General features: G+C 50.1%; 22 protein-coding genes and 2 riboswitches. Of the genes, 21 read left to right on the top strand and 1 reads right to left on the bottom strand.

Annotated elements, in window-relative coordinates; all coding sequences use genetic code 11:
- Window positions 1-7 precede the first annotated feature (7 nt).
- The 4 genes from Q9M42_RS08770 to Q9M42_RS08755 all read left to right on the top strand — a co-directional run bounded on the left by Q9M42_RS08770 (window position 8) and on the right by Q9M42_RS08755 (window position 6,552).
- The gene (locus tag Q9M42_RS08770) at window positions 8-2,161 is read left to right on the top strand and encodes a transglutaminase TgpA family protein (RefSeq protein ID WP_322526107.1); all 2,154 of its coding nucleotides are present in this window, start codon (window positions 8-10) and stop codon (window positions 2,159-2,161) included.
- 31 nt (window positions 2,162-2,192) lie between these two features.
- A riboswitch (purine riboswitch) is annotated at window positions 2,193-2,293 on the top strand.
- 207 nt (window positions 2,294-2,500) lie between these two features.
- Entirely contained in the window at window positions 2,501-4,045 is a 1,545-nt protein-coding gene (guaA, locus tag Q9M42_RS08765; protein WP_322526106.1) for a glutamine-hydrolyzing GMP synthase, read from the top strand.
- Between the two features lie 88 nt (window positions 4,046-4,133).
- Window positions 4,134-5,447: an NCS2 family permease gene (locus tag Q9M42_RS08760; RefSeq protein ID WP_322526105.1), complete on the top strand. Its 1,314-nt coding sequence runs from the start codon at window positions 4,134-4,136 to the stop codon at window positions 5,445-5,447.
- A gap of 109 nt (window positions 5,448-5,556) precedes the next feature.
- On the top strand, window positions 5,557-6,552 hold the full coding sequence (locus tag Q9M42_RS08755) for an acrylyl-CoA reductase family protein (RefSeq protein ID WP_322526104.1): 996 nt from the start codon (window positions 5,557-5,559) through the stop codon (window positions 6,550-6,552).
- A 6-nt stretch (window positions 6,553-6,558) separates the two neighbouring features.
- Here the strand turns inward: Q9M42_RS08755 and Q9M42_RS08750 are convergent, their stop codons facing one another.
- Window positions 6,559-7,155, bottom strand: a complete 597-nt coding sequence (locus Q9M42_RS08750; RefSeq protein ID WP_322526103.1) for a DNA-3-methyladenine glycosylase — start codon at window positions 7,153-7,155, stop codon at window positions 6,559-6,561.
- A gap of 162 nt (window positions 7,156-7,317) precedes the next feature.
- Here Q9M42_RS08750 and Q9M42_RS08745 point away from each other — a divergent pair, with 162 nt between their 5' ends.
- From Q9M42_RS08745 to purH, 17 genes are all read left to right on the top strand, one after another.
- Window positions 7,318-8,205 (top strand): nuclease-related domain-containing protein, encoded by an 888-nt coding sequence (locus tag Q9M42_RS08745; RefSeq protein WP_322526102.1) that lies wholly within the window; start codon window positions 7,318-7,320, stop codon window positions 8,203-8,205.
- A gap of 211 nt (window positions 8,206-8,416) precedes the next feature.
- Window positions 8,417-10,006, top strand: coding sequence for a diguanylate cyclase (locus tag Q9M42_RS08740; protein WP_322526101.1), 1,590 nt, complete (start codon window positions 8,417-8,419; stop codon window positions 10,004-10,006).
- 18 nt (window positions 10,007-10,024) lie between these two features.
- Complete coding sequence (locus Q9M42_RS08735; protein WP_322526100.1) at window positions 10,025-10,393, top strand: response regulator; 369 nt, start codon at window positions 10,025-10,027, stop codon at window positions 10,391-10,393.
- Window positions 10,386-13,202, top strand: a complete 2,817-nt coding sequence (locus Q9M42_RS08730) for an ATP-binding protein (protein WP_322526099.1) — start codon at window positions 10,386-10,388, stop codon at window positions 13,200-13,202. Before Q9M42_RS08735 ends, Q9M42_RS08730 begins: the two co-directional genes overlap by 8 nt.
- Window positions 13,203-13,251: 49 nt before the next feature.
- The gene (locus Q9M42_RS08725) at window positions 13,252-14,559 is read left to right on the top strand and encodes a Zn-dependent hydrolase (RefSeq protein WP_322526098.1); all 1,308 of its coding nucleotides are present in this window, start codon (window positions 13,252-13,254) and stop codon (window positions 14,557-14,559) included.
- 106 nt (window positions 14,560-14,665) lie between these two features.
- On the top strand, window positions 14,666-14,866 hold the full coding sequence (locus Q9M42_RS08720) for an NETI motif-containing protein (protein WP_322526097.1): 201 nt from the start codon (window positions 14,666-14,668) through the stop codon (window positions 14,864-14,866).
- Between the two features lie 91 nt (window positions 14,867-14,957).
- Window positions 14,958-15,059: riboswitch (purine riboswitch) on the top strand.
- Between the two features lie 174 nt (window positions 15,060-15,233).
- A complete protein-coding gene (purE, locus tag Q9M42_RS08715) occupies window positions 15,234-15,728 on the top strand; it encodes a 5-(carboxyamino)imidazole ribonucleotide mutase (RefSeq protein WP_322526096.1) in 495 nt (164 codons plus the stop codon).
- Complete coding sequence (gene purK, locus Q9M42_RS08710) at window positions 15,716-16,855, top strand: 5-(carboxyamino)imidazole ribonucleotide synthase (protein WP_322526095.1); 1,140 nt, start codon at window positions 15,716-15,718, stop codon at window positions 16,853-16,855. The genes purE and purK overlap by 13 nt, the downstream gene beginning before the upstream one ends.
- 31 nt (window positions 16,856-16,886) lie before the next feature.
- Window positions 16,887-18,182 carry an adenylosuccinate lyase gene (purB, locus tag Q9M42_RS08705; protein ID WP_322526094.1) on the top strand — a complete coding sequence of 432 codons (1,296 nt, stop codon included), beginning with the start codon at window positions 16,887-16,889 and terminating at the stop codon, window positions 18,180-18,182.
- A 29-nt stretch (window positions 18,183-18,211) separates the two neighbouring features.
- Complete coding sequence (gene purC, locus Q9M42_RS08700; RefSeq protein ID WP_322526093.1) at window positions 18,212-18,931, top strand: phosphoribosylaminoimidazolesuccinocarboxamide synthase; 720 nt, start codon at window positions 18,212-18,214, stop codon at window positions 18,929-18,931.
- A complete protein-coding gene (gene purS / locus Q9M42_RS08695) occupies window positions 18,924-19,172 on the top strand; it encodes a phosphoribosylformylglycinamidine synthase subunit PurS (RefSeq protein WP_022793713.1) in 249 nt (82 codons plus the stop codon). The genes purC and purS overlap by 8 nt, the downstream gene beginning before the upstream one ends.
- The gene (purQ, locus tag Q9M42_RS08690) at window positions 19,172-19,855 is read left to right on the top strand and encodes a phosphoribosylformylglycinamidine synthase subunit PurQ (RefSeq protein ID WP_322526092.1); all 684 of its coding nucleotides are present in this window, start codon (window positions 19,172-19,174) and stop codon (window positions 19,853-19,855) included. The genes purS and purQ overlap by 1 nt, the downstream gene beginning before the upstream one ends.
- Window positions 19,839-22,067, top strand: coding sequence for a phosphoribosylformylglycinamidine synthase subunit PurL (gene purL, locus Q9M42_RS08685; protein WP_322526091.1), 2,229 nt, complete (start codon window positions 19,839-19,841; stop codon window positions 22,065-22,067). The genes purQ and purL overlap by 17 nt, the downstream gene beginning before the upstream one ends.
- On the top strand, window positions 22,043-23,464 hold the full coding sequence (gene purF / locus Q9M42_RS08680; protein WP_322526090.1) for an amidophosphoribosyltransferase: 1,422 nt from the start codon (window positions 22,043-22,045) through the stop codon (window positions 23,462-23,464). The genes purL and purF overlap by 25 nt, the downstream gene beginning before the upstream one ends.
- Window positions 23,465-23,481: 17 nt before the next feature.
- Window positions 23,482-24,519 (top strand): phosphoribosylformylglycinamidine cyclo-ligase, encoded by a 1,038-nt coding sequence (gene purM, locus Q9M42_RS08675; RefSeq protein ID WP_322526089.1) that lies wholly within the window; start codon window positions 23,482-23,484, stop codon window positions 24,517-24,519.
- Window positions 24,516-25,127 carry a phosphoribosylglycinamide formyltransferase gene (gene purN / locus Q9M42_RS08670; RefSeq protein WP_322526185.1) on the top strand — a complete coding sequence of 204 codons (612 nt, stop codon included), beginning with the start codon at window positions 24,516-24,518 and terminating at the stop codon, window positions 25,125-25,127. The genes purM and purN overlap by 4 nt, the downstream gene beginning before the upstream one ends.
- Window positions 25,124-26,656 carry a bifunctional phosphoribosylaminoimidazolecarboxamide formyltransferase/IMP cyclohydrolase gene (gene purH, locus Q9M42_RS08665; RefSeq protein WP_322526088.1) on the top strand — a complete coding sequence of 511 codons (1,533 nt, stop codon included), beginning with the start codon at window positions 25,124-25,126 and terminating at the stop codon, window positions 26,654-26,656. The genes purN and purH overlap by 4 nt, the downstream gene beginning before the upstream one ends.
- Window positions 26,657-26,659: the final 3 nt, after the last annotated feature.

Here is a 26,659-nt window from a genome sequence, read left to right as displayed (position 1 = left end):
TAATTATTTGGTTAAACCGGAGCATACCTGGAAGAAGTTGATTGTTTATATTCTTGGTTATTTCCTGCTGACAGAATGGCTGCTGCCTTTGCCGGAAGCTACTGGAACAGGGTCAGTGACTGTATTTATGGTTGTTTCCGCTGTTTTTTTTATCGTAATTTATCTGCGTCCGCCCTGGTGGGTGATTATCGGCAGCGTACTGCTTGTGATACTGATAGGCATAAACGCTGTTTTTTATGAGGAATCACTGCTGCAGCCGGGCTGGCTGGCTGCCCTGGCGGCAGAAGTGCAGACTAATGCCGATTATATTATCAGTGGCCAGTGGTACGCTCTGACAGATATGTTCCGCAGTGTTTTGTTCATGCTTCTGCTCGCTATTATGAGCTATTTGATTTATTTCTGGGTAGTTCAGTCCCGCCGGATTTTATTTTTTCTGACGTTTACGATTATTTATATTGGCGTGATGGATACTTTTTTCGAATATGATGGAATGTTTGCGGTAATCCGGACGTTTGTTATAGGGTTTTTGCTTTTAGGGCTTCTTCAGTGGGACCGTATTGTATCACGGGCGGAAGACAGAAAGGCACAGAGAAAGGTCTTTAGTCGGTGGATGCTGATTATGGCGGTCTTTCTGATTATCGCCGGGGGCGTTGGCGTGCTTGCTCCCAAAAGTGAACCACGGTGGCCTGACCCCATTCCGTTTTTAACGTGGGGAGAAAGCAGCACCGGAAGCAGCCAGGGCGCACAGAAGATTGGCTATGACGATACCGATGAACGTCTGGGCGGTGGATTTCAAATGAGTGATATGCCTGTGTTTACTGCCTCCGGAGATATTAACGGCTACTGGCGGGGCGAAGCTAAAAATGTATACACCGGTCTTGGATGGGAAATAGATGCCCCGGATGAAACGTCTTCGGAGGCCGGTTTGTACAATGAAAGTATTGAGACAGAAGAACAGGAAGTAAACATTGAAATGGCAGAAACCCAGGAGTTTGACTTTGCCTTTTATCCAGGTTCGTTTCTTTCTATTGAAGAAGACATAGAAACCTCGGTAGATACTTGGACCACCCAGGCAGAGTTTGAGAATGGCAGGGAGTCTGAGGCGTTAACTAATTATACGGTGGCGTATGAAACAGCAGATTTTCCGGTAGAGCAGATGAGTGCTGTCACTGATGATTCAGAAGACCCGGATGAAGTGACAGAATACTTTACACAGCTTCCGGACGATCTTCCGGGAGAAATTCAGGAGCTCGCCGAAGACCTTACAGAAGAAGATGATAACCGCTATGCAAAGGCAAGGTCGGTGGAAAGATATTTGCGCGGTCCGGATTTTTCCTATCAAACGACAAACATTCCGGCTCCCTCGGAAGGTGAGGATTATGTCAGCCAGTTTTTGTTTGAATCACGGACCGGGTACTGCGACAATTACTCGACTTCGATGGCGGTGCTGCTTCGGACGCTGGATATACCGACACGCTGGGTGAAAGGGTTCACGGAAGGCGACCAGGCTCCGGGAAATGAAAACCAGGTGGAGGTTACCAATGAAAATGCGCATTCCTGGGTGGAAGTGTATTTCCCGGAGGTCGGATGGGTGCCGTTTGAACCGACGAAAGGTTTTTCTTCAGAGTTTAATTACACGTATGAAAACAATGAAGCGTCGGAAGAAGCACCTGAAATTGAAGAGGAGCCGGCAGAGGAAGAAACAGACGCACCCGAGGAAGAGGAAACGGCTCCTGAATCAGGAGAAGAGAACGAAGAAGAGCAGGAGGACACATCCGGGGGCGCCGGTGTTGACTGGAGGCTTCCGCTGTGGCCCTTTTTTGCAGCGATTGTTATCCTCCTTGGAGCCGGGTGGTTTTTCCGGAGGAAGCTGTTGGCCAGCTATCTTCTTTTCAAATACCGGCATATGCATTCCGATGCAGAATTTCAAAGTGCCTACCAGGCACTGCTAAGGCTGCTGCGGACAGCTCGTGTGAAACGAACCAACGGAGAAACGCTACGGGAATTTTCCGGACGGGTCAATGACATTTACGGAAGCAGTGACATGGATCCACTGACTGAAAAATACGAACGTCTGTATTACGGGCGTAAAACCGGAAACGGAGCCGAACCGGAAACAGTTGCTGCATGGAAACGGCTGGTAAAGAAAATCCGTTCTTGACCGGCTCATGACGGGCTGTTAGAATTTATTTCATGTTTACAGGTGAATACCTCGTATAGTTTGGGATCAGGCCCAAATGTCTCTACCCGGCCGCCGGAAAATGGCTGGACTACGAGGGCAGTGAAGGACAGACAGCGGCAAGGGAGCCGCCGTTTGTTTCCAGTCAAAAAGCTGCTTTCGTATAATGCGAAAGCAGCTTTTTTGGTCTGTAAAAAAAGACTTTCATTGAGGTGTTTGACGTACGCCCGGCAATCGAAAACAGATAGTTGCCCGGAAGCAGGCATTCCTTTAAAGTGAACCTTGCACGTACATATTTGAAAACAGTTAGGGGTAGAAGCGATGAGCGTAGGAAATATCAGTGAAACGATTATTGTTCTGGACTTTGGCGGCCAGTATAATCAATTGATTACACGCAGAATCAGAGATCTCGGTGTTTTTAGCGAACTCCATCCGAACACGATTAGTGCAGAAAAAATTAAAGAATTGGATCCGGCAGGAATTATTTTTTCCGGCGGACCGAACAGCGCGTATGTTGAAGGCGCGCTCACCTGTGATCCAGCTATTTTTGACCTGGACATTCCTATACTGGGTATCTGCTACGGGATGCAGCTGATGACGCTGCATTACGGCGGAAAAGTGGAAAAAGCCCAGCATCGGGAATACGGCAAGGCGGATATTCATGTGCAGGCGAATCCAGTATTATTTGAAGGGCTGCCGAAAACCCAGAGCGTGTGGATGAGTCACGGTGACTTAATTGTCGGGCCGCCGGAAGGTTTTACGGTCGACGCGACCAGTCCGTCATGCCCGGTGGCCTCCATGAGTGCTCCGGAGAAGAAAATGTACGGCGTTCAGTTCCATCCTGAAGTACGCCACACCCAGTTTGGCGATGACATACTGAAAAACTTTGCCTACCGGGTCTGCGGATGCTCGAATGAATGGACGATGGCCAACTTTATCGATGAGCAGGTGGGAATTATCCGGGAACAGGTAGGCAGCCGTAACGTGCTGTGTGCGTTGAGCGGAGGGGTAGACAGCTCGGTAGCAGCGGCTCTTGTACACAAAGCGATCGGAGATCAGCTTACGTGCATGTTTATTGATCACGGCCTGCTTCGTAAAGAGGAAGCCACAGGCGTCATGGAGTCTCTCGGACGCGGATTCCAGATGAATATCGTGAAAATTGACGCAGCCAAACGCTTTCTCGATCAACTCGACGGAGTGAGCGATCCGGAGCAAAAACGGAAGATTATCGGAAATGAATTTATATATGTGTTTGAGGAAGAGGCAGGAAAGCTTGAAAACGTGGATTTTCTTGTCCAGGGCACGCTGTATACAGACGTCATTGAAAGTGGGACGGACACAGCTCAGACGATTAAGTCACACCATAATGTTGGCGGACTGCCGGAGGACATGAAATTCGATCTGATTGAGCCTTTAAATACGCTGTTTAAAGACGAAGTCCGCAAGCTCGGAACAGAGCTCGGAGTGCCGGATGAAATCGTTTGGCGCCAGCCGTTCCCGGGGCCGGGACTCGGCATTCGTGTACTCGGGGAGATTACGGAGCAGAAGCTCGAAATTGTCCGGGAATCGGATTATATTTTAAGGGAAGAAATCAAGAATGCCGGTCTCGACCGTGAAATCTGGCAGTATTTTACGGCGCTGCCGGACATGAGAAGCGTGGGCGTCATGGGTGACAGCCGGACATACGATTACACTGTCGGCATCCGCGCGGTCACTTCAATTGATGGTATGACTTCGGACTGGGCCCGTATTCCATATGACGTTCTCGAAAAAATTTCCACCAGAATTGTCAATGAGGTGCAGCACGTCAACCGTGTAGTGTACGATATTACGTCCAAACCGCCTTCGACCATCGAATGGGAGTAGGGGCTTGCGTCGTAAACGCTTAGTTAGTATATAATAGAATCAGAGAGAGTTTTGCCTGGGGAGAGCAAAGAGAGGAAGAGATAAGAGGATGGATCGTTTTTTTGAATTTACAAAGAATGAGACGAACTACAAGAAAGAATCGTTAGCTGGTTTAACGACTTTCCTTGCGATGGCGTATATTTTATTCGTCAACCCCAGTATTTTAGCCGAAGCCGGAATGAATGAGTCCGCTGTGTTTGTAGCGACAGCCCTGGCAGCAGCTATCGGAACACTGATTATGGGGCTGCTTGCCAGGTATCCGATCGCTCTGGCACCGGGGATGGGGCTCAATGCCTTTTTTACATATTCCGTTGTGCTGACAATGGGGATCCCCTGGGAGCTTGCTTTGTTTGGGGTATTCTGCTCCGGGATAATCTTTATTGGTTTAACGACATTTGGCATTAGAGAGAAAATTATTAACGCGATTCCGGAGGAACTGAAATATGCGGTTTCTGCCGGTATCGGACTGTTTATTGCTTTTGTCGGACTGCAGGGAGCGCAGATTGTGGTGGCTGATGAGTCTACTCTCGTCACGCTTGGCACACTTACTTCCGGACCTGCTGCTCTTGCAGCATTCGGGCTCGTTATTACCGTCATACTGATGACTCTGGGTGTCCGGGGAGGTATTTTTTACGGGATGGTGATTACAGCCCTGGCTGGCATTTTGGTGGGGCAGATTCAGCCTCCCGGCCAGATTGTCTCCGGGGTGCCCAGCATCGCACCGACATTCGGGGCTGCTTTTACTTCTCTTACAGACTTTTCGTGGGATTCAAGCTTCATTATTGGATTTATCGTAGTTGTTCTTACATTTTTGTTTGTAGACTTTTTTGATACGGCTGGAACTTTGTTTGCAGTAGCCAACCAGGCCGGCTTCGTAAAAGACAACAAACTGCCGCGTGCCGGGCGCGCCCTGGTGGCAGATTCATCTGCTACCGTGATCGGCTCGATTCTTGGAACGTCTACAACAACAGCATATATTGAGTCCTCAGCCGGTGTAGCTGTCGGAGGACGTACCGGATTTGCTTCGATAATTACAGCGCTGCTGTTTCTTGCCGCTTTGTTTTTCTCGCCGCTTCTCGGCGTGGTGACAAGCGCCGTAACGGCTCCAGCTCTTATTATTGTAGGAGCACTGATGGTATCTTCGCTTCGCTTAATTGAGTGGCAGCGTCTTGAAATTGCCGTGCCGGCCTTTTTAACCGTCGTCTCGATGCCGCTCACCTACAGTATCGCGACCGGTATTGCCATGGGCTTTATCTTCTATCCGATCACGATGGTGCTGACTGGAAGAGGGAAGCAGCTGAATCCAATTATGTACGCTCTGTTTTTTGTATTTATCATTTTTTTCCTGTTTTTAACACCGTAACAAGCCCGCACGTGCTTCCCTGGAGGAGGCACGTGCTTTTTGTTTACCCCGCATAAAATAAAACTTTTATGGGAATAGGGTAGAGGATCATTTTATGGAGGTGGAAAGTATGAGCACATTTAAGGCGCTGGTCGTGGATAAAAACGATCAGGGAGAAGTTACAAAAGAAGTACGCACACTGGAGGAAAAGGATCTGCCTGAAGGCGACGTCACCATTGATGTACACTACTCAAGCATCAACTATAAGGACGGCTTGGCAGCAGTACCTAAAAGCCAGATTGCCCAGGGCTATCCACTGATTCCGGGTATCGATCTCGCCGGCGTTGTCGCTTCGTCCAGTGACTCGAGGTACCAGGAGGGCGACGAGGTGCTCGTTACAGGATATGAACTGGGTGTTGCCCATCACGGCGGCTATGCGGAAAAAGCAAGAGTGCCTGCTGACTGGGTAGTAAAACTGCCGAAGGGGATGACTCCGAAAGAAGCCATGATTTTTGGTACTGCCGGGTTTACAGCAGGGTTGTCGGTCGTGCGCCTGGAAGAGGAAGGAGTCAGACCGGATCAGGGCGAGGTTGTTGTAACTGGTGCTACTGGCGGCGTTGGAAGCATGGCCGTGGCGATGCTTCACTCCCTTGGATATGATGTGGCAGCCGTTACCGGAAACACCGAAGCTCATGATTATCTCCGGAACATTGGTGCAGGACGTATCCTGTCCCGCGAAGACGTAAATCCGGACAACCGGAAGCCGCTCGGCAAGGCGATGTGGGCCGGGGCCGTCGACCCAGTTGGGGGAGAAACGCTTGCCTACCTGCTGAGTACGATGAAATATCACGGTACTGCAGCCGTCAGCGGACTTACCGGAGGGACAGACGTTCCTACGACAGTGCATCCGTTTATATTAAGAGGTGTCAACCTGGCTGGAATTGATTCTGTTTATTGTCCGGCAGAAAAAAGGAAGTATGTGTGGAACCGGCTCGCAAGTGACCTAAAAATTCAATCACTGCTTGATACGATTGCAAGCGAGACCACCCTGGACGATTTGGCGGAGGATCTTGACGCTATTTTGGAAAACCGGATCCAGGGTCGCCGAATCGTCGCTCTGAAGTAATAGAACTCAGGCCCTCCATTTGGAAACGTACGGATTTCCGGATTCAAAGAATCGCCACGGGTAATGGCGTGCTTCGCCGCTTCCGGAAATACCGACGCGCGGGCCGCTTTCAACCGCAGGTTCATAATCTTTTGGTGACAGATACAGCGGCGGATGATCAAGTTCATGGCCGTAGTAGCTCATATCAATACCAAGCGCTTTCGTTAACTTGCCGGGGCCGTTTGTCTGCTGAATGCCGCGGACACGGTGCCGGCGTTTTTGAATAAGCTCAAGGCCCGCTACAGGCTCGACAGCGCGGATGAGGACAGCTTCCGGAGATTCCTCCACTCCGCTTACGATATTTAGAAGCGCGTGGGTATGCATCGTGTACATATAAACGTGTCCCGGGGGAAAGAACATTACATCCGTCCGCTTTGTTCTGCGGTAATTGTAGCTGTGGGCCGCCCGGTCCACGGGGCCGATGTAGGCTTCCGTTTCAACAATTCTGCCGGCTGCAGGACCTTCCGGCGTTTCGTGCACAAGTACACAGCCGATCAGCGCCCGGGATAGCTCGAGGGTCGGTTTTTCGTAATAATCCTTTGGAACAACAGAATAAAGTGTCATAGGGAAGAATCCTTTCTTTAGGTGTATACGAAAAGGAATATATTGATTATGATAGAAATATAATGTATATAGTTTTACATAGCGAATGAGAAGCGTTTTTTAGTGTACCAAATTCCGGGTCATAGTAAAAATATTAAGGCAGGAGATGGAAGAGGTGCTTATATGGGTATAGCAGTCACGGTTATTATAGCTTTAATCATCATCGGAGCAGTTATTTTAATTCAGCGGGATCAGTATTTAAAAAAAGTCCGACAGTACGATAGAAAAATGGAAGAAGAAATTGAAGGAAAGAGTTCGCAGTACCGCGAGGATATCCAGGCGATACGCGGCAAATATGAGGAAGAAAAAGGGAAGCTGACGGATTACATTTATCATCTGGAGAAAATCTCACGGGAACCGGAAGAAATGAAAACACATGAACTGCTTCGAAGCATTAAAAATGATCTTGTCGAAGCAAATCAGATCGCTGTGGATGAAATGTTAATTTCCGGACACGTTTACGTGCCGCTCGATGACCGAACTGAGCTTTCGACCCGCCAGGTGGACCACGTCGTTTTGACGAGCCGCGGGCTGTATGTGCTTGAAACCCAAAAATGGAAAGGCCATATTATTCACGGCGTCAGTAAACACAATGCCGGGACACTTGATTTTGTGCTTGATACGCTGTACCCGGATCTCGAAGAAGATGTGGAAACGACAATGGTATTTCAAAACACAAGCCGGGGGCATATTCGGTCAGGAACATTTGAAGTACACGACAGTCCGATTGAGCATGCCAAAGCGACGGCTTCGATTACAGAAGATTTTCTGCGCAGGGAAAAGCACAATCCGGGCGAAGTTACGCCAATTATTTTCTTCGGCCATTCGAACACGCAGGATGACCGGTTTGTCCAGGACGTGTCGGTGGATGCTTATACTCATCGTTTTACGACAGAAGCAGCACTGCGTGCGTTCTTTCACGAGCAGTTTTCCCAAAACGCGCCCCTGTACTCCCAGGAGCAGCTCTATCAGATGGAACGCTCAATTATTACGACTAATTATGTTTCATAAAATACTTTTATTCACAAAACGTTCACAGCAATCGCTGGAGCGTTTTTTTGTGCCTGCATAGAGGCGTATAAGTCCTATTATCTTCCAAAGAAGATTTAGAGAGGTTTCTCTTTTTTAAAACAGTTGTAATTTTCTTGCGTTAAGCTACTTTTGACACGGTTAAATAGTATATAATGGAAAATGGATAATAACGGTTAGAAGGGATATTATTATGGTGAAACAGTATCAGAAAACCTTTATTGAAAACATTAAAAAACAGCATGAATACTTAGAACAAAAGCACTATGAAGAGTATGATGAAATGTACAGATGGCTCCATACGATTAAAGGCACAGGAGCCACGATTGGTTTGGGCCAAGTTGCTGATACGGCAGAGAAAGCGATGACTTCACTCAATACTGAAGCTGCTGAAGAAAGCCGGAAAGAATATGCGGAAAAAATTATGAACATGTTAGGTGAAGAAAGCGGCGGGGAAAATACTTTTTTCTCCTCAGATGTTTCTGAAGAAGAATCCTCTTTTGTGCTTCTCGGCCACACGTCGCTGCACGTTTTGTATGAAGTAAAGGAACAGCTTGAGACGCTTGGCCATCATGTTCTGATTGCTTCCGACCGGAGAAAGCTCATGGAAAAAATTGAAGAGTTTCACCCGGAAATGGTGCTTCTCTCAGAGGACCTGGCGGTAAGGGGCGAGCGGACGATTATTAAGCGTATTAAAGACGCAGCGAGAGACACTCTGCTGCCCGTCGCTGTATTCTGTACTGGGGCAATAGATAGGGAAAAAGCAGATAAATTGTATAATGACGGAGCTTCCTTTGTAATCAAGCCGCCGTATTCCACATTGGAAATAGTGCAGGTCATTCACCGTCATCTGGAATGGCAGGCACCGATGAAAGAAGCGCTGACGGTGGACGAACTGACAGGGGCCTACAACCGGAAAATGCTTGAATTGGAAGAGAATCGCCTGTGGGCGGAATTTAAACGGAGCGGCAAGCCTTTTTCAGTAGCATTAACAGATCTTGACCACTTCAAACAGATTAACGACAGCTATGGCCACGAGGAAGGTGACCAGGTGCTCCGGTGGTTTGTCAGCCACATGTTATCCAGGAAGCGTCCGAGCGATCTTCTGATCCGGCTGGGCGGGGACGAATTTTTGTTCATTTTCCAACAGACGTTTTCAGAGGAAACAGAAAAAATTATGAAACGCCTGCAGCAGTCCTTTGCTGATTTTGTATTGGATCAGCACCTGTCGTACCGGCTCGGGTTTACGGCGGGCACGTCTACAGCAACCACCGGGCATGCTTCTCTGCAGGAGCTTATAAATGAAGCGGATGCAGCCATGCTTGAAGCAAAGGATTCGGGGCGGAACGCTGTTGTTTCCTATTCGGGCGCCACGGTTATCGATCTTCCCTACATAAATGTATTTATCATCGATGATGATGAAGCGATGGCTTCCTTTGTCGCTGATCAGTTTCATCAGTTAAATATCGCGAGGTACCGGATACGGACAACATATTTTTCTTCTGGAGAAGTGTTTTTTGAAAATGAAAACTATGAACGCGGGCAGCGTTATTTTGTTGTTCTGGACGTTACTATGCCCGGCATGGACGGGTTTGAAGTGCTTGAAAAACTCCGGGGTAAGTATCCTTCGAGCAACATGGTTGTATTAATGCTCACAGGCAACCGGAACGAAGAGGACATTGTTCATGCGCTTGAGCTTGGAGCGGACGATTATTTGATGAAGCCTTTTCGGAAGGAAGAACTGGTCGCACGTGCGAAGCGATTAATACAGCGGGTGCTGTAAACAGAAAGGCGGGAAGAAATGTACAAAATACTGGTAGCTGACGATGCAGAAGTGCTTCGAATGCTTGTGGTGGATACGTTGGAGAACGAAGAAGAATACATAATTGATGAAGCAGAGGATGGAAAGGAAGCCTATGAAAAGGCGAGTGCAACCTCCTATGACCTTTTAATTATCGATAACATGATGCCTGAGTATAACGGGGTGGAAGTCGTTTCCATGCTCCGGAAAGACGGCAGGCTTGAAAACATGAAAACATTAATGATTACTGCAAAGTCCCGGGATAAAGACGAAGAAGAAGCGAAAAAAGCAGGAGTAATGGAGTTTGTATCCAAGCCGTTCAGTCCGGCCCTACTCATTACTATTGTGGAGGATTTATTAGATGCTTAACTACATAAAAAAACGTCTCCACCGTAGGTTTAGCATTATTTTTCTTTTAGTACTGGTGCTTGCTGGTGCCGGGGGTATTTGGCAGCATGCCTACATGAGTTCCAATCAGCAGGATCTTGAAAACGAGTCCAGACAATGGCGGGATACGCAAAATGTGCTGGCAGATCTGGAGTTTTATACCCAGCAGATCATCATTGCAGGGCGTGGCTATCTTGCTTTTGGGGACGAAAGTGAAATGGAAGAATTAGAAAGAAGTCTGAGTGCTGCAAGAGCGCATCTTGAGGAGTACCGGGATTTGAATCAAACAAACACTGACCTGGTCGCACAGACAGAGCAGTTTCTGGATGATTACGAAAATGAATGGCTTCCTGAGGCGTCTGAAGCTGTAGAAGCCGGGCGCACAACAATTGAAAACCGGGAACAGGCTAGCTCTCAGGTCGGGGCGCTTGTTAACAGCATATCAAATGAACATGATCAGGCAGAGGCTGAAAGGATGAGCGTGAACGACCAATACTTCGAGGTGAATGAAAATTCGCATTTAGCCTATCTGCTGTATTTGATTGCAATACTGATAGCGCTCGGTGCTATTGTTTGGGTGCTTTTGCGGAAAATTACCGGCCCTCTGGTGGAAATAAAGGACGCTGCGGCCAGGGTGGGAAGCGGCGAAGAAATATCGGTCTCAGACAGCCACCGCAGCGATGAAATAGGAGAGCTGAGCCGTTCCTTTAATTTAATGGCAGCAAGTATTCAACAGAATCAAAACGCGATTATGGACCGGAACGAAGAGCTTGTTACCCAGCAGAATGAGCTGCAGGAGCAGCAGGAATACCTGCGGACGTTAAACGAGTTGAATGAAACGTTCAGCGGCTCGATGGGAAAGCAGGCATTAATGGAACAACTGCTTGCCAAAATGTACGACCTTTTTCATTTTGAAAAGGGTATGGTGGCAGCGATGGAGCCTTTCTGGCAGGCTGCCTGGTACGGGGTGAGTGAAGAAGAAAAACAGCATTTCGAAGATCATTCTGAAGGGAGCCCACTTGCTTTAATCGCGGACACGAAAAAAATTCATGTCACCGAACGGAAAACAAGAGCCGGAGAAGAAGGATTGAGCGGCAGAGAAACGACAGTGTACGAAATGTATCTGCCGGTGTTCAGCAGTAAAAAAGAAATGATTGGCGCAGCGGTATTCACCAGAACCGGGCAAAACTTTTCGGAGCAGGAGCGCGAGACGATGCGCGGTATTCTCCGGCAGGCGTCCATTTCCTTCAGCCGTATTCTTCTGTTTGAGGAAACGGAAGAGGAGCGATTTTTGTACCAGCGTATTATCGACAGTGTTGATGAAGGGATTCAGTATATCAATGAGAACGGAGAGCTTGAGCATGCAAACCAGTGGACATGGAGCATGGTCAGTAACAAGGGGGAGACTGGAACAGAGACACTTCCGTTTGCGGAATGGACATCCGGATGGATGAACCAAATCGATGAAGACTGCCGGGAAAAAGTGGGGAACTATTTCAAGGCGTTTATCGGCGGTGGAGCCCCCCCAGACTATAGTATTGAATATAAAATTACGTCACAGAGCGGCGTGAACGTTTACGAGTTATATGGAAGAAATGTGCAGATGGAATCCGAAGAAAAGGGCACTATCTTTGTTCACCGCAACCGGACTAAGGAATTTGAGCTTGACCAGATGAAATCAGATCTTGTCAGCACTGTAAGTCATGAACTCAGGACGCCGCTGTCGAGTATTTTAGGCTTTGCGGAGCTTCTTCTCGTCAAAGATTTAAAGCCGGCCCGTCAGAAAAAATATATAGAAACCATTCACCGGGAAGGTGAAAGACTAACTTCGTTAATTAACGATTTTCTCGATCTGCAGCGTATGGAGTCCGGCCGTCAGGAATACGGCATGGAAGAAATTGATATCAGCAGCCTGATCCTTGAGGTCGTGGATACCTTTGAACCGAACCAGCCGGATCACACGTTTGTTGTAAAGGACCGGCTGCAGTATGGACGAATCTATGCGGACAAAGGCAAAATCGTGCAGGGTGTCACTAATATTGTGGGGAATGCGGTAAAATTCTCTCCAGAGGGCGGTGAGGTGAAAATTGAGCTTGCCAATGAGCAGGATATGGTGAGAGTAAAAATCAAAGACGAAGGTCTTGGAATTCCGGAAAAAGAGCTTCCTCGTCTTTTCGGAAAATTTCACCGTATTAATGATGAAGACCGGAGGAAAATCCGCGGAACCGGTCTGGGACTTGCGGTAACGAAGCAAATTGTTGAAGACCATAAAGGCAGAATAGAGGTTGATTCGATAGAAGGAGAAGGCAGCAGCTTCTGCTTATTCTTCCCGATCTCAGGAGTCGATTTCGATATTGAAGATCTGCCGGAAGAAAATGATCTTCACTCGGTGCTCATACTCGAAGACGACCGGAGCCTCGGGATGCTTCTTTCAGAGGAACTTCGCCACGCCAAATACGAAGTAGTGCACTACTTCAATCCTTACAAAGCGCTGAATGCATTAAAAAGGGGACTGCGACCGGAGGTTTTTGTGGTGGATCTGATGCTTGGAGAAGAAATGGATGGATGGGATTTTATTGAACAGCTGAAATCCTTCCGTCATACCGAAGATGTGCCAATTATTATTTCCTCGGCTTTGCACGAGGATAAAGAGCGAATGGCCCGTATGGATGTCCGGCATTACCTGACCAAGCCATATCCTCCAAACCGTTTATCCCAACAGGTGCGCCGTATCATTGAGCAGGCAGATAGTCAGGGAGAAGTGTATGTTCCCTCCTTTAATGAAGTGTAACGTCTTTGTCGGTGTGTTAGTCTAAAAGAAAAGAAGGAGTGATGTTGCTTTGGGTAACAAGGGATTCAGCAGGGAGCGCCTCCTCCAGACGATTGAGGAAAGCAGGGGCTTTCCGTCGATTGATCCCGAGGTTTTGGCGAGCCGCCTGGAAGAACTGGCGGCTATTGGCCGTACGGAAGAGGGTGGCATTACACGTTATGTTTATACAGAAGAGGAGCAGCAGGCAAAAAATCTTTTTCGTTCCTGGATGGAGGAAGCGGGCCTGAGTGTGCGGGAAGACGGTGTAGGAAACATTTACGGACTGTGGGAGTCAGGCCGTGCCGGAGCCCCGATTATCCTTACTGGATCTCATCTCGACACTGTGAAAAACGGTGGTGCTTTTGACGGAGCTCTCGGCTGTGTATCGAGCCTGATGGCCGTAGAAGCATTGAAGGCAGAAGGAGCCGAACTGGATTGTTCAATAGAAATTGCTGTTTTTGTCGATGAGGAAGGGGCACGTTTTGGGAGCGGGATGCTCGGAAGCCGGGCGGCCGTTGGCGATATCTCGAAGGATGATTTTTTTCAAATGCGTGATGATGAGGGAGTGACGGCGGCGGAGGCGATGAAGCTGATGGATTATTCGCCGAACAAGCCCGAGAAAAATATTTATCCGCGTGAACGGCTGCGCGCATATTTAGAGCTGCATGTGGAGCAGGGAAAGCAGCTCGAACAGCAGGAGGCGGGTATAGGGGTGGTGGAAGGAATCGCCGGCCCTTCCTGGCTTGACGTTCATTTTTTGGGGGAAACGGACCACGCCGGTAATACCCCGATGAACATAAGGAAAGACGCAGCCGCTGCAGCAGCAGAATTTATTCTGTATCTGGAGCAGCTTCCGGCTATGCACAGTGACACCGCAGTAGCTACCATAGGGAGGCTTTCTCTTGAGCCGAACGGTTCAAACGTAATTGCCGGAGAGGCCCGGCTGACAGCAGATATCCGGGACCTCGATGAGGAAGTCCGGGATCAAATGATCAGCCTGGCGCGAAGCGAAGCAGAAAAAATAGCCGCTCGCCGCGGGCTTACTGTTTCTCATGAAGTGGCCTTCAGGGTAAAACCAGTGCCGGCCCCTGAATGGATCCGGCGTTCGATTGAGGAGGCCTCCCGGAGCATCGGCTTAGCTACAGAATCCCTCGTATCGGGTGCTAGCCATGACGCTATGATGTTTGGAGCCTACGTGCCCTTCGGCCTTCTGTTTGTTCCGAGCTTTGAAGGCAAAAGTCATACGCCGGAGGAATTTACTGAATTAAAGGACTGTGTAAATGGGGTTGCTGTATTAAAAGAGACCATACGAACGATAGGCACAGAAAACGGACGATAAATAAGCGGATGAAGCGGGAAATGAAATTCTGCTTCGTTCGTTTTTTTTAGAAAGAACCTGTTATACTGAAAGCATAGAAGTAAAGAAATAAGGAGCAGCGACAAGAATGGCAAAAAAGAAAAATAAACAGACGTTTTACGTACATGAAGAAGAAACAGTGGAAGATTGCCTCGCCCGCATGGCGGCTGAAGGTTTTATGCCGGTACGCAGAATGGAAAAGCCTATATTTGAAGAGCAGACCATTAACGGAGAGATGCAGTATGTGCCTGTGAGGCAGGAAATCAGCTTTGAAGCAAAAAAGAAATAAACGAACATTTGAGGTTTTGTTATTCTGATTGTTCGAATTTTGATTGACAGATAATATAACAACTTGTTAAGCTGAAACATGCAAGCAACAAAAGCAGAACGATGACAATCCTCATATACTTTCGGGAATAAGGCTCGAGCGTCTCTACCCGGCAACCGTAAATTGCTGGACTATGAGGAGAATGATCAAACGAAGCCTTTGTCTGAAATAGTGGAAGCTTCGGCTTGAATTTTTCTTCTATAGTAGAACTTATGCGTTCATGAGACCTTCCCCGGAGTGCGGAAGACTATCCTTTTTAGGGATGGATCTGGCACCGGGGATTCTTTATGTCAAAAAGCAAGTGAGGAAAAGCAAAGGGGTGGCGCAAGTGGAACCGCAGGTAGGAGTAGTAATGGGCAGTAGGTCCGACTGGGAAACGATGCAGAAGGCATGCGAAGTGCTCGATGAGCTCGGTGTACCGTTTGAAAAGAACATTGTATCCGCCCACCGGACGCCGGATTATATGTTTGAGTACGCAGCTGATGCAAGAGGACGAGGAATAAAAGTGATTATTGCCGGTGCCGGGGGAGCGGCTCATCTCCCGGGTATGGTAGCGGCGAAAACGACGCTGCCGGTCATCGGGGTGCCGGTGCAGTCCAAGGCTTTAAGTGGATGGGACTCGCTTTTATCCATCGCGCAGATGCCCGGCGGCGTGCCGGTAGCAACCATGGCCATAGGAACATCCGGGGCGACAAATGCCGGACTTCTGGCCGCTCAAATGATTTCAGCCTTCGATGAAACGTTGGCAGGTAAGCTGCAGCGGCGTAGAGAGCAAATGCGTGAGCAGGTCATGCAGTCAGGAGATGAATTATGGGGAGAGTAATGAAACCGGGACAGACAATCGGAATACTTGGAGGCGGACAGCTCGGACGGATGATGGCGTTTGCGGCCAAGCCAATGGGCTACCGTGTGGCCGTGCTTGAGCCAAAAACAGACTCGCCCGCCGGACAGGTGGCAGATGTTGAAATTGAAGCAGCTTATGACGACCGTGCCGGGGCGGACAGGATGGCAGAAGCGTGTGACGTATTAACCTATGAATTTGAAAATATTGACGCAGACACAGCCAGGCATCTGGAAAATACCCTTTATCTTCCGCAGGGCAGCCAGCTGCTTCATACGGCGCAGCACCGCCTTCGTGAAAAAAAGGCCATTGAAGCAGCAAATATTAAAGTAGCTCCGTACCATCAGGTGACCTCCCGCGAAGAGCTTTCGGCAGCAGTAAAAGAGATTGATGTGCCAAGCGTGCTGAAAACGTGCCGCGGCGGTTACGACGGCAAAGGACAGGTGGTGTTACAAGCAGAAGAGGATGCAGAAGCAGCGTTTGAAACCCTCGGGGGAAGTGACGGTAAAGAGCTCGTACTTGAAGCGTGGATTCCTTTCCAAAAAGAAATTTCCTGCATTGTCACCCGGAGCGTGCACGGGGAGACCGGTGTTTTTCCAGTCGGGGAAAATATTCATGTTAATAACATTCTGCACCAGACAATTGTACCGGCAAGAATTTCTCGATTTGTGAATGAAGAAGCGATACGTATCGCCCACCGGCTTGCCGAGCATGTGGATCTTGTCGGTACCCTGGCAGTGGAAATGTTTGTCACAGAAGATGATAGGGTGTATGTAAACGAAGTGGCGCCGCGGCCTCACAACTCAGGTCACTATACGATTGAGGCGTGTGAAACCTCCCAGTTTGAACAGCACATCCGCGCTGTCTGCGGTCTTCCGCTCGGACCTGCCGGATTGAAGCAGCCGGTGGTTATGACCAACATTCTCGGTGAACACGTCAAGGCGGTAACTGCGCATATGGAAGAGTGGAGCAAGGACCACGTACATCTGTATGGCAAGGATGAAGCCAAGCCCGGCCGGAAAATGGGGCATTGGACGGTGCTCCGGGAGGATCTTCAGGACGCGCTTGATCGGTCCACGGACGTTTGGAAGCAGTACATAGAGAAATAATTATTAAAGAGAAGAGTGGAGGAACCTGATTATGATCGATCGTTACACACGCCCGGAAATGGGTGCCATCTGGACCGAAGAGAACCGCTTTAACGCCTGGCTCGAGGTCGAAATCTGCGCCTGCGAAGCCTGGTCGGAGCTTGGGGACATCCCGAAGGAAGATGTGAAAAAAATAAGAAACAATGCTTCCTTTAGCATCGAACGGATCCAGGAGATTGAAGAGGAAACGCGTCATGATGTTGTGGCATTCACCCGGGCGGTATCGGAGACTCTTGGTGATGAGCGCAAATGGGTTCATTACGGCCTCACCTCCACCGACGTTGTGGATACGGCGCTTTCCTATCTGATTAAGCAGGCCAACGATATTTTGCGGTCAGATCTGGAGCGGTTTCTCGAAATTTTAAAAAACAAAGCAAAAGAGCATAAGCATACGATCATGATGGGGCGCACCCACGGGGTACACGCAGAGCCCACCACCTTCGGAATTAAGCTTGCACTCTGGTATCAGGAAATGAAGCGAAATATCGAGCGCTTTGACGCAGCGGCCGAGGGCATCCGTGTTGGGAAGCTGTCGGGAGCAGTGGGAACGTTTGCCAACATCCCGCCGGCTATTGAAGAATCGGTCTGCCGGAAACTCGGCCTTCAGGCAGCGCCGGTATCGACGCAGACGCTGCAGCGGGACCGTCATGCAGATTACATGAGCACCCTCGCTTTAATTGCTACGTCGATTGAAAAAATGGCAGTTGAAATCCGCAGTCTCCAAAAAAGTGAAACCCGGGAAGTGGAAGAGTTTTTCGCCAAAGGGCAGAAGGGGTCATCAGCGATGCCGCATAAACGCAATCCGATCGGCTCGGAAAACATGACCGGCCTGGCCAGAGTGATCCGAGGCCATATGCTGACCGCCTATGAAAATGTGCCGCTTTGGCATGAACGTGATATTTCCCATTCATCGGCCGAACGAATTATTATTCCAGACGCTACCACGGCGCTCAATTACATGCTGAACCGCTTTGGCAATATCGTGAAAAACCTGACAGTATTTGAGGATAATATGAAAGCAAACATGAACAAAACGCTCGGTCTTGTCTTCTCACAGCGCGTGCTGCTTACGCTGATCAACAAAGGCATGGTGCGCGAGGAAGCATATGACACGGTTCAGCCAAAAGCGATGGAGGCCTGGGAAAAAGGCATTCCGTTCCGGGAGCTGGTGGAAAATGAACCGGCGATTACAAATGTTTTAAGCAGTGAAGAAATCGAGGAATGCTTTGACCACCGTCATCACATGAAGGAAGTCGATACGATCTTCGCACGTGCCGGCATCGAATAATAAGGGATAGTCCAAAGGAGGAGCCTGCGATGGAAAAACGCGCTCTATTGTATGAAGGAAAAGCCAAAAAACTGTATGAAACAGACGTGGAAAATACGCTCTGGGTAGAGTACAAAGACGATGCCACTGCGTTTAACGGGGAGAAAAAAGAAGTGCTGGTCGGGAAGGGCAAACTGAATAACGAAATTTCTTCCCTGCTGTTTCAAAAGCTGCATGAAGAAGGCATAAACAACCATTTCGTGGAACGGCTCTCTGAAACCGAACAGGCGGTCAGGAAGACGACGATTATCCCTCTTGAGGTCGTAGTACGCAATATTATCGCCGGCAGTCTTCACCGCCGCACCGGCATCGGGGAAGGCACTGAAACCGGTCAGCCGGTAGTGGAATTCTACTACAAGGATGATGAGCTCGGGGACCCGTTGATTAACGATGATCATATCCGGCTGCTGCAGGCGGCTTCCCCGTCGCAGGTGAAGGACATGAAGCAGATGGCCGAACACGTGAATGAGACGCTTAAGAAGCATTTTTCCGACCACGGTCTGCTGCTTGTGGATTTTAAGATTGAATTTGGCATGACTGAGGACGGGAAGCTGCTGCTGTCCGACGAAATTTCTCCGGATACGTGCCGGCTGTGGGATAAAGAAACCCGCCAGAAGTTTGATAAAGATTTGTTCCGTTACGGAATTGGTTCTCTTCAGGAAGGCTATACCGAAATCTTACAGCGATTAGGAGGAGCTGCACATGGTTAACGTTCAAGTGTATGTGACATTAAAAGAGGGAGTACTTGACCCGCAGGGAAGTACGATTGAAAATGCCCTGCAGACAATGGGGTACCATGAAGTGGCATCTGTCCAGACCGGTAAGTATATTGAGCTCGAAGTAGAGGAAGGAAACAACCTTGAAGCCCGGATCGAAGAAATGTGCGAAAAGCTTCTGTCCAATCCGGTGATTGAAGATTACACGTACACGATCGGAAAGGGCGTGTCCTGATGAGGTTCGCGGTGATCGTGTTTCCAGGGTCCAACTGTGATGACGACATGTATTATGCAATCCAGGAAGGTCTCGGAGAACCGGTGGATAAAGTCTGGTACACCGAAGAAAGCGTCGCGGATTACGACGGTATTCTTCTGCCTGGTGGATTTTCCTACGGAGACTATCTTCGTTCCGGAGCAATTGCCCGTTTTGCCCCGGTCATGGCGAGCGTCGTGGAGCAGGCGGAAAAAGGCAAGCCGGTTCTCGGCGTATGCAACGGATTTCAGGTGCTGCTTGAAGCCGGACTGCTACCGGGAGCCATGCAGAGGAACCGGTCGCTGAAGTTCATCTGCCGCCCGGCCCGCCTCGCAGTGGCGAATCATGAAACCGGCTTTACCTCCGAATATGCAAGGGACGAGCGAATTACGATTCCGGTAGCCCACGGCGAAGGAAACTACTACTGCGACGACGAGACCCTAAAGGATCTGCAGGCGAACAACCAGATTGTGTTCACATATGAAGATAATTTTAATGGTTCCAAAGAGGCAATTGCCGGCATTGTAAACAAGCAGGGCAATGTGATGGGCATGATGCCCCACCCGGAACGAGCAACCGACCAGATTCTCGGCAGTGACGACGGATTAAAAATCTTTCAGTCAATATTGAAGCAATGGAGGAAATCCCATGTCCTTACTACTTGAGCCTTCCGCAGAACAGATTGAACAGGAAAAAGTCTATCAGGAAATGGGCGTTAAAGACGAAGAATTCGAAATGATTAAAAAAATTCTCGGACGCCTGCCAAACTATACAGAAATCGGCCTGTTTTCAGTCATGTGGTCGGAGCACTGCAGCTATAAGCATTCCAAAGCCCAGCTGAAAAAATTTCCGACAGAGGGAGAGCGCGTGCTGCAGGGGCCTGGGGAAGGTGCCGGCATCATCGACATCGGCGACGGGCAGGCGGTTGTGTTTAAAATGGAAAGCCACAACCATCCATCAGCGATTGAGCCTTATCAGGGAGCAGCTACCGGAGTAGGCGGCATTCTAAGGGACGTCTTCTCAATGGGGGCCCGCCCGGTTGCCATTATGAATTCGCTTCGTTTCGGAGAGCTCGTCAAGCCGCGGGTGAAATATTTATTTGAAGAGGTGGTCGCCGGGATTGCCGGATACGGGAACTGCATCGGCGTGCCGACGGTCGGAGGCGAAGTGCAGTTTGACCCGAGCTATGAAGGCAACCCGCTCGTCAACGCAATGTGTGTCGGGCTTATTGACCATAAGGATATTCAGAAGGGGATTGCAAGCGGGGCCGGAAATACGGTTATTTATGTCGGTGCTAGCACTGGTAAAGACGGTATCCACGGAGCTACTTTTGCTTCGGAAGAAATCAGCGACGAATCGGAAAGCAAGCGTCCTTCCGTGCAGGTGGGGGATCCATTTATGGAAAAGCTGCTGCTTGAAGCATGCCTCGAACTCGTGAAGTGTGAATCGCTTGTCGGGATTCAGGACATGGGAGCGGCAGGGCTGACTTCTTCTTCAGCAGAAATGGCCAGCAAGGCAGGGTCAGGCATCGAGATGAACCTTGACACGGTACCACAGCGTGAGCTTGACATGAGCCCGTATGAGATGATGCTCTCCGAGTCCCAGGAGCGGATGCTACTGGTTGTAAAAGAGGGAGAAGAAAAAGAAATTCATGATATCTGCAGCCGCTGGGGGCTTCATTCAGCGGAAATCGGCCGTGTCATCGATGAGCAGCGTCTTGTGCTCTGGCACGGTGGTGAGCGGGTAGCGGACGTTCCCGTGGATGCGCTGGCCGAGGATGCACCGGTGTACTATCCCGAATCGCGGGAGCCGGAAGCGTTCCGCAAGCGCCAGCAGCAGGAGGCGTGGAGGCCCGACGTGAGTGACGCGAAAGAAACGCTCACGGACCTGTTGAAGCAGCCGACGGTCGCGAGCAAAGAATGGGTGTATGACCAGTACGATTACATGGTCCGCACCAACACAGCCGTTCAACCCGGCTCAGATGCAGCAGTGCTCCGGGTGCGCGGCAAAGATAAGGCACTTGCAATGACGACCGACTGCAATGCGCGTTATCTCGGCCTTGATCCGGAGCATGGCGGAAAAATCGTTATCGCAGAAGCGTCCCGGAACATTATCTGCTCGGGCGGACTCCCGCTCGGGCTGACCGACTGCCTGAACTACGGCAATCCGGAAAAACCGGAAATATACTGGCAGTTTGAGAAGTCGATTGACGGAATGACAGAAGCGTGCAAAACCCTTGAAACACCGGTTATCGGCGGCAATGTATCCCTCTACAACGAAACGCAGAACGGCGCGATTTATCCGACGCCGGTGGTCGGCATGGTCGGACTGATTAAAGAGCTTGCCCATATTACAACCCAGGAATTTAAGCAGGCGGGAGATGCCGTATATATTATCGGCGAAGCAGGAGAAGATTTCGGCGGCAGCGAGATTCAAGAAATGCAGACCGGTTCGATAGACGGACGGGCCCCGGAGCTTGATCTTGACACCGAGTACCGGAGACAACGCGACGTGTTAAAGGCTATTCAGGAAGGAATGGTTCAGTCAGCGCATGACGTATCCGAAGGCGGTCTTGCCGTTGCAATTGCGGAAAGCACGTTTGGCACCGGACTCGGAGCGGAGGCAGTCATTGCCGGGGAAGTTATCAATGAATTGTTTGCTGAAACGCAGTCACGCTATGTGATTTCCGTAACACCGGAAAACCGGAAAGCTTTTGAACAGACAGTACCAGACGCAAGATATGCCGGCAGAGTGACAGAAGAAGCAACATTGCACTTACTCAAAGAATCGGGAGAGACGATTCTTCAAGCTTCTGCCAAGGAGTTGGAGAACGCCTGGAAAGGAGCTATTCCATGCTTGGTGAAATCAAAGGCTTAAACGAAGAATGTGGTGTGTTTGCTGTCTGGAACCATGAGGAGGCGGCACAGCTGACCTATTACGGGCTGCACAGCCTGCAGCACCGCGGGCAGGAAGGGGCAGGCATCGTCGTCAGCGACGGCGATAAACTGTCGAGCCACAAAGGACTCGGTCTTATTACCGAAGCCTTTAAAGAGGGAGATCTCGAACAGCTGCAGGGAAGCTCAGCCGTTGGGCACGTGCGCTACGCTACGGCAGGCGGCGGTGGTCTCGTCAACTGTCAGCCGCTGCTTTTTCAGTCGCAGACGACAGGACTTGCGATTGCGCATAACGGAAATCTTGTGAACGCCAACCACGTGAAAGAAGAGCTCGAGAGAAAAGGAAGCATTTTTCAATCCACCTCGGACACTGAAGTGCTCGCCCATTTGATTAAGAGAAGCAATGAAAACCGCTTTGAGGATCAGCTGAAGGATGCGCTGTCCTATATTGAAGGGGCGTATGCTTTTGCGGTGATGACCGAGGACAAACTGCTTTGCGCCATGGATCCGAACGGGCTCCGTCCGCTTACGATCGGGAAAATTGGAGACACGTACGTGGTCGCTTCAGAGACGTGTGCGTTCGACGTGATCGGCGCTGAGTACGTCCGGGACATGCAGCCGGGAGAAATTGTCAGCATTGACGACTCGGGTATGCGCTCGGAGCTGTTTTCAACCTCTACGTCCCGGGCGATCTGCAGCCTGGAATACGTCTACTTTGCCCGGCCGGATTCCAATGTGGATAATATTAATGTGCATACGGCGAGAAAAAATCTGGGCAAAGAAATGGCTAAAGAAGCGCCGGTGGAAGCAGACGTAGTGACCGGGGTGCCGGACTCTTCGATTTCCGCTGCTATCGGCTTTGCCGAAGCTACCGGCACACCGTATGAACTCGGACTGATTAAAAACCGGTATGTTGGCCGGACATTCATTCAGCCGTCACAGGCGCTGCGGGAGCAGGGCGTGAAGATGAAGCTGTCTGCTGTCCGTGGAGTTGTAGAAGGCAAAAGGGTGGTCATGGTAGACGATTCGATCGTCCGTGGTACGACAAGCAAGCGGATCGTCCGCATGCTCAAGGAAGCGGGAGCGACCGAAGTGCACGTACGCATTACGTCACCGCCGATTACGCACCCGTGCTTTTACGGAATAGATACATCAACGAAGGCAGAATTGATTGCTTCGAACTATACCGTCGATGAAATGCGCGATCTGATGGGGGCGGATTCCCTGTCGTTTATCAGCATTGAAGGCCTGCAGAACGGCATCGGCCGGGATAAGAGCGAGCCGAACTGCGGTCAGTGCCTCGCGTGCTTTACCGGCAAATACCCTACAGAAATTTATGACGATACGCTCCACCCGCACGATAAAATTATGAATGGTTAACAAAGGAGGGCCTATGGATGTCTGAAGCTTACAAGCGGGCCGGTGTAGACGTTGAAGCAGGATACCAGGCAGTAGAGCGGATGAAAAAACACATTGCCCGCACCGGGCGCCCGGAAGTGATGGGGGCTCTCGGTGGTTTTGGCGGTATGTTTGATATTTCCGGACTTCCTTACAAGGAGCCCGTGCTCATATCGGGCACAGACGGTGTCGGCACGAAATTAATGCTTGCTTTTCAAATGAATAAGCACGACACGATCGGCCAGGATGTGGTGGCGATGTGTGTAAATGATATCGCCGTCCAGGGGGCCGACCCCCTCTATTTTCTGGATTATCTGGCCCTGGGAAAAGCAAACCCGGAAAAAATTGAGCAGATCGTGAAGGGTGTAGCAGACGGCTGTGCGCAGGCAGGCTGTGCTGTTATTGGCGGAGAAACCGCCGAGATGCCGGGAATGTACAGCGAGGAAGAATACGATCTGGCCGGGTTTGCCGTTGGTGCGGCGGAGAAGGCGGATATTTTGGCTGAATCAAAAGCAGAACCCGGAGACGCAATTATCGGGGTGGCTTCCTCTGGCGTGCACAGCAACGGATTTTCCCTTGTGCGAAAGGTTTTGTTCGAAGAGGGATTGTTTACGGTGAACGACACGGTACCGCCGTTTCAGCGTCCGCTCGGGGAAGAGCTTCTCGAGCCGACGAAGATTTACGTGAATGCGGCGAAAGCAATTAAGCAGGCAGGAACAGCCAGAGGGATGGCTCATATTACGGGCGGTGGTTTTTTCGAAAATGTTCCGAGAATGCTTCCAGATGGCTGCGGCGCGATGTTTGATGTTAACAGCTGGCAGCAGCCGGAGATTTTTCCCTTCATTCAAAACGAGGGTCATTTGTCCCCGGAAGACATGTTTGGCACCTTTAATATGGGTATTGGTTTAATGACGGTTGTACCGGCTGCGGAAAAAGAAAGCATGCTCCAGGCGCTGAAGCAGGCCGGGGAAGAGGCGTGGACCATCGGGGAAGTGACTGATGGCGGTGGTGTGCAGGTGAAGGGAGCGACGTGCTGATGAAGCTCGCTTTATTTGCCTCCGGCACCGGCTCAAATGCCCGTTCATTGGTCCATGCAGCCCGCGAGCAGCGGATCGAAGCGGAATTTGTGCTGATTGTCTGTGACAAGCCTCACGCCCCAGTCGTTGCCTTTGCTGAGGAAGAGGGCATACCGGTGTGCGCTTTTTCGCCGAAGGAATACGAAAACAAGGCAGCGTTTGAAACTGAAATCGTAAAGGAATTATATGCTAAAGGGGCGGAGCGGATCGTGCTTGCAGGCTATATGCGGTTAATCGGCGATACGCTGCTCACGGAATACGGCGGACGTATGATTAATGTTCATCCGTCGCTGCTTCCGGCCTTTCCTGGAAAAGATGCCATCAGGCAGGCGTGGGATGCTGGAGTAAAAGTGACCGGGGTCACGGTTCATTACGTTGATGAAGGCATGGATACCGGCATCATCATTGCGCAGGAGCCGCTGCATGTAAAAGAATCGGATTCGCTCGAGACGCTCACAGCCGGAATCCAGGCTGTTGAACACCGGCTCTATCCGGAAATTGTCCAGCAGTGGATTGCCCGTCCCCTTAAAACAGTGCAAACCAATACGGAGGGAGCCAACCATTCATGAAACGAGCATTAATTAGTGTGTCAGATAAAGAGGGCATTGTCCCCCTGGCTAAAAGCCTAGAAAAGCAGGGAATTGAAATTATTTCCACAGGAGGGACGAGCCGCGTACTAGAGGAAAGCGGTGTGCAGATCACGGGTATTTCAGAGGTTACTGGTTTTCCAGAAATACTTGACGGCCGGGTGAAGACGCTGCATCCAAACATACATAGCGGACTGCTTGCCCGCCGCAGTGACGATGCTCATATATCTCAGCTGAAGGAGCACAGCATCGAACCGATTGACCTGGTGGTAGTAAATCTGTACCCGTTCAAAAAAACGATCGAAAACCCGGACAAGTCGTTTGAGGACGCTATTGAAAACATCGATATCGGCGGCCCGACGATGCTAAGAGCCGCGGCGAAAAACTTCGAAGACGTTACGGTCGTCGTAGACCCGGATGATTATGAGCTTGTGCTTACAGAATTAAATGAGGGCGGTGCGGTATCAGCTGAGACGAATAAAAAGCTTGCGGCCAAGGTGTTCCGTCACACTGCCTCCTATGACGCGTTAATTGCGGATTATTTAACCCGGGAAGCCGGGGAAAAGCATCCTGAAATGTATACCGTGACGTATGAGAAAAAGCAGGATCTGCGCTACGGCGAAAACCCTCATCAGGAGGCAGCCTTTTACCGGGAGCCGATCGGGCCGCTCAGCTCGATTGCAAACGCCTTCCAGCTGCACGGCAAGGAGCTTTCCTATAATAATATTAACGATGCTGAAGCAGCGCTCAGCATGATCCGTGAGTTTACGCATCCGGCTTCGGTAGCCGTTAAGCACATGAATCCGTGTGGGGTCGCGATTGGGGAAACACTCGAAGAAGCTTACGACAAAACGTATGCCGCAGATCCAGTCTCGATATTCGGCGGCATTGTGGCGTTTAACGGTGAAGTGACAGAGGCCATTGCCGAGAAGCTGAAGGAGATTTTCCTTGAAATTGTCATCGCCCCGAGCTTTTCCCAGGAAGCTCTTGATCTGCTGACGCAGAAGAAAAATATTCGTCTGCTGACAGTGACGCTCGAGGGAATGGCGGAGACACGCTCGCAGCTTACTTCGATTCACGGCGGTCTGCTTGTGCAGGATGAAGATACTAAAGGGTTTCTGGACGCAGACGTGCGGGTGGTCACGGAACGGGAGCCGACAGAGGCGGAATGGGAAGACCTGAAGCTCGCCTGGAAGGTAGTGAAGCATGTTAAATCCAACGCGATCGTATTGACGAAAAATGTCCAGACGATAGGCATTGGGGCCGGCCAGATGAACCGGGTCGGCTCGGCCGGGATCGCTATTGACCAGGCTGGGGAAGAAGCGGTGCACAGCGCTCTGGGCTCCGACGCCTTTTTCCCTATGCAGGACACGGTGGAAACAGCCGGAGAAGCGGGAATTTCAGCGATCATTCAGCCGGGCGGCTCGATCCGCGATCAGGAGTCCATCGACCGGGCCAATGAATTGGGAATCACTATGGTGTTTACCGGTATGCGCCATTTTAAGCATTAAAAG

Origin of the sequence: Marinococcus luteus (assembly GCF_034497705.1) — a bacterium.
Taxonomy (GTDB): Bacteria; Bacillota; Bacilli; order Bacillales; family Marinococcaceae; genus Marinococcus; species Marinococcus luteus_A.
This window is presented reverse-complemented; position numbering and strand designations above follow the sequence as displayed.

What these genes read in the sequence shown, in the direction of transcription:
- purH (WP_322526088.1), top strand. Translation starts at nt 25,124, where the DNA reads ATGAAACGAGCATTAATTAGTGTGTCAGATAAAGAGGGCATTGTCCCC.
- Q9M42_RS08760 (WP_322526105.1), top strand. Translation starts at nt 4,134, where the DNA reads ATGGATCGTTTTTTTGAATTTACAAAGAATGAGACGAACTACAAGAAA.
- purL (WP_322526091.1), top strand. Translation starts at nt 19,839, where the DNA reads ATGTCCTTACTACTTGAGCCTTCCGCAGAACAGATTGAACAGGAAAAA.
- purQ (WP_322526092.1), top strand. Translation starts at nt 19,172, where the DNA reads ATGAGGTTCGCGGTGATCGTGTTTCCAGGGTCCAACTGTGATGACGAC.
- purB (WP_322526094.1), top strand. Translation starts at nt 16,887, where the DNA reads ATGATCGATCGTTACACACGCCCGGAAATGGGTGCCATCTGGACCGAA.
- Q9M42_RS08735 (WP_322526100.1), top strand. Translation starts at nt 10,025, where the DNA reads ATGTACAAAATACTGGTAGCTGACGATGCAGAAGTGCTTCGAATGCTT.
- purC (WP_322526093.1), top strand. Translation starts at nt 18,212, where the DNA reads ATGGAAAAACGCGCTCTATTGTATGAAGGAAAAGCCAAAAAACTGTAT.
- Q9M42_RS08740 (WP_322526101.1), top strand. Translation starts at nt 8,417, where the DNA reads ATGGTGAAACAGTATCAGAAAACCTTTATTGAAAACATTAAAAAACAG.
- purK (WP_322526095.1), top strand. Translation starts at nt 15,716, where the DNA reads ATGGGGAGAGTAATGAAACCGGGACAGACAATCGGAATACTTGGAGGC.
- guaA (WP_322526106.1), top strand. Translation starts at nt 2,501, where the DNA reads ATGAGCGTAGGAAATATCAGTGAAACGATTATTGTTCTGGACTTTGGC.
- Q9M42_RS08745 (WP_322526102.1), top strand. Translation starts at nt 7,318, where the DNA reads ATGGGTATAGCAGTCACGGTTATTATAGCTTTAATCATCATCGGAGCA.
- purS (WP_022793713.1), top strand. Translation starts at nt 18,924, where the DNA reads ATGGTTAACGTTCAAGTGTATGTGACATTAAAAGAGGGAGTACTTGAC.
- purF (WP_322526090.1), top strand. Translation starts at nt 22,043, where the DNA reads ATGCTTGGTGAAATCAAAGGCTTAAACGAAGAATGTGGTGTGTTTGCT.
- Q9M42_RS08750 (WP_322526103.1), bottom strand. Translation starts at nt 7,155, where the DNA reads ATGACACTTTATTCTGTTGTTCCAAAGGATTATTACGAAAAACCGACC.
- Q9M42_RS08755 (WP_322526104.1), top strand. Translation starts at nt 5,557, where the DNA reads ATGAGCACATTTAAGGCGCTGGTCGTGGATAAAAACGATCAGGGAGAA.
- Q9M42_RS08730 (WP_322526099.1), top strand. Translation starts at nt 10,386, where the DNA reads ATGCTTAACTACATAAAAAAACGTCTCCACCGTAGGTTTAGCATTATT.
- purM (WP_322526089.1), top strand. Translation starts at nt 23,482, where the DNA reads ATGTCTGAAGCTTACAAGCGGGCCGGTGTAGACGTTGAAGCAGGATAC.
- Q9M42_RS08720 (WP_322526097.1), top strand. Translation starts at nt 14,666, where the DNA reads ATGGCAAAAAAGAAAAATAAACAGACGTTTTACGTACATGAAGAAGAA.